This window comes from Pseudomonas sp. AL 58 (assembly GCF_036348395.1).
Taxonomy (GTDB): Bacteria; Pseudomonadota; Gammaproteobacteria; order Pseudomonadales; family Pseudomonadaceae; genus Aquipseudomonas; species Aquipseudomonas defluvii.
Map to the genome: position 1 here is coordinate 1 of NZ_JAZBQR010000050.1, position 1,926 is coordinate 1,926.

General features: G+C 64.3%; 3 protein-coding genes. All 3 read right to left on the bottom strand.

Going from position 1 to position 1,926, the window contains the following annotated elements; translation table 11 throughout:
• Nucleotides 1-314, bottom strand: a 314-nt coding sequence (locus UIA24_RS22935) for a toxin VasX (protein ID WP_330524032.1), incomplete at its 3' end; no start/stop codon positions are given.
• A complete protein-coding gene (locus tag UIA24_RS22940) occupies nucleotides 311-1,159 on the bottom strand; it encodes a DUF4123 domain-containing protein (RefSeq protein WP_330524033.1) in 849 nt (282 codons plus the stop codon). The genes UIA24_RS22940 and UIA24_RS22935, both read right to left, overlap by 4 nt.
• The coding region (locus UIA24_RS22945) for a type VI secretion system Vgr family protein (RefSeq protein ID WP_330524034.1) at nucleotides 1,156-1,926 on the bottom strand (771 nt) is incomplete at its 5' end. The genes UIA24_RS22940 and UIA24_RS22945, both read right to left, overlap by 4 nt.

Genomic DNA, 1,926 nt, shown 5'->3' on the forward strand with positions numbered 1-1,926 from the left:
GCCTGTTCCAGCAGCAGGCCGTTGTCGGCCACCGCATAGCGCTTGAGCGGGCCTTCGTGGTGCCACAGGTAGAGGTAACCGCAACGCAGCCGGCGCGCCGCCATGGCATGGCTTTGCGGCACAACCCCAGGATCACAGCACGGGTGGCTGGCCCACTCCTCGGCCAGGGCGTAGCGCACCGGAACGACGAAGATCTCGGGCTGCGAGGCTTGGCAAAGCTCGACCGGGCTATTGATGTCGACATGGGGATGAGCCCTGGCGGCACGGTCGGCTTCGGCCAACTGGCAGACAAAGGCTTTCTTTTCGGCGCTCATTCCATGCGCTCCTTGTTGAGGGGGTGTTGGGGCAGTTCGGTCAGCAAGTTGCTCAAGCGCTGTTCAGGCAGCAGGCCTGGCTCCTTCAAGCGCATTCGGTACACACCGTGCTCCGGGCCATCGGGAAATGCCTCGCCCAATAGGGCGTAAAGCGGGACCCAGCGCATCACCTCGTCTTCCGCGCTGAACCCCTGGCGCTCGGCACTGCGGCGGCAGGCCATTGCCCACTGACGCCGAGCCGGCTCATCCAGGCCCTCGAAGCAGTCGGGGAAATGGCGCAGGCCGTGCTCGACAAGCCGATGATCGAAGCCCTCCCGCTGGGCTTGAACGATATGTGCCAGTTGCTCGCTGCTCAGGTGAAGCCAGGGTGTGCTGGCGTAACGGGCACTGGGTTGTTCGGGGTTGTGCTGGGTAATCCGTAATTCGCTGCCATCGGCCTCAGGCAGTTGAACACAGCGGATCGGCCCCATTACCCGATCACGGGCGGCAGGCGTCAGGCCCGTTAGCCACAAGCGAGCGATACGCGGGTCGACGTAGCGAAAGAACGCGCTGCACCCGCCATCGAGCTGTACATGTACCAGGCTGCGCAGGTGTTCGAGCAGTTCATACTCATCCACGTCGGTTTCCAGCCAGAGGCCGGCACTGGCTCGCCAGGTCATGGCAAAAGTGCGCGCCAGGTCGCTGTCCGGCACGACCGGGATCAGTATCGGGCTGCAGTCGATCAAGTCGGCATACGCCGTGTTCAGGTACAACAGGTGCATCGGGGCATCAGGTGCCAGCTGTGCGAGGCGTGTAGGCAGGTGCTGAATCTGCAGGCTGTCGAGCAACAGGTAAGCGCCGCTCATGCTTTGAGCGCCGCCAGCTTCTGGCATATGGCACAGACACCCGCCGTTTTTTGCGCCGCTCGCTGCAGCGCCTGCTGCTGTGAATCCAGTGCCATGGCCACCAATGCCTCTACCTGCTCTGCCTGTGCCGAGGCCACTGCCGTGCCCGTTACTGGCGCGCCGCCCACTTGAATCTCGCTGCTGCTGAAGATGCCGCCCGCGCCAATCACGATGTGCTGGCCACCGGCTTTCAGCGTGAGGCTTACCCCTGCGTCGAGGACCATCCTCGCGCCCGCCTTGAGGTGCACCTCCTGCCCTGCCTCAGTCGCCAGCGTCTGCCCAACCCGGGTGTGGCTGCTGGCCTCCACCTCCAGGTACTCACTGGCCTTGAGCTGAACCTTGCGATCCGCCTTGACCGTGTGGTGCTCCTCCGCCTCCAGTACCGTGATGCTGTTGCCCGCGACCCGGGCCGTGTACTCACCGCCCACCTCCAGCCGGCTGTCACGCTCGACCTTCTGTTCCAGGTCTCGCTGGGCGCGCAGGTAGATCAGTTCGTGGCCTTTGCGGTCCTCCACATGCAGTTCGTTGTAGCCACCACCACCCGGTGTACTGCGGCTGCGAAACACGCTGCGGGTATTGCTCGCCGGCAAGGCATGGGGCACCGGGTTGAGGCTATTGGGTAGGCAACCGCTGACCAGCGGACGATCCGGGTCGCCCTCCAGAAAGACCACCAATACCTCCATGCCCACCCGCGGAATGCTGACGCTGCCGTGGCCATTGCCGGCCCA

Excerpts from the sequence above, each read along its gene's own strand:
- UIA24_RS22940 (WP_330524033.1), bottom strand. The coding sequence starts at position 1,159 with ATGAGCGGCGCTTACCTGTTGCTCGACAGCCTGCAGATTCAGCACCTG.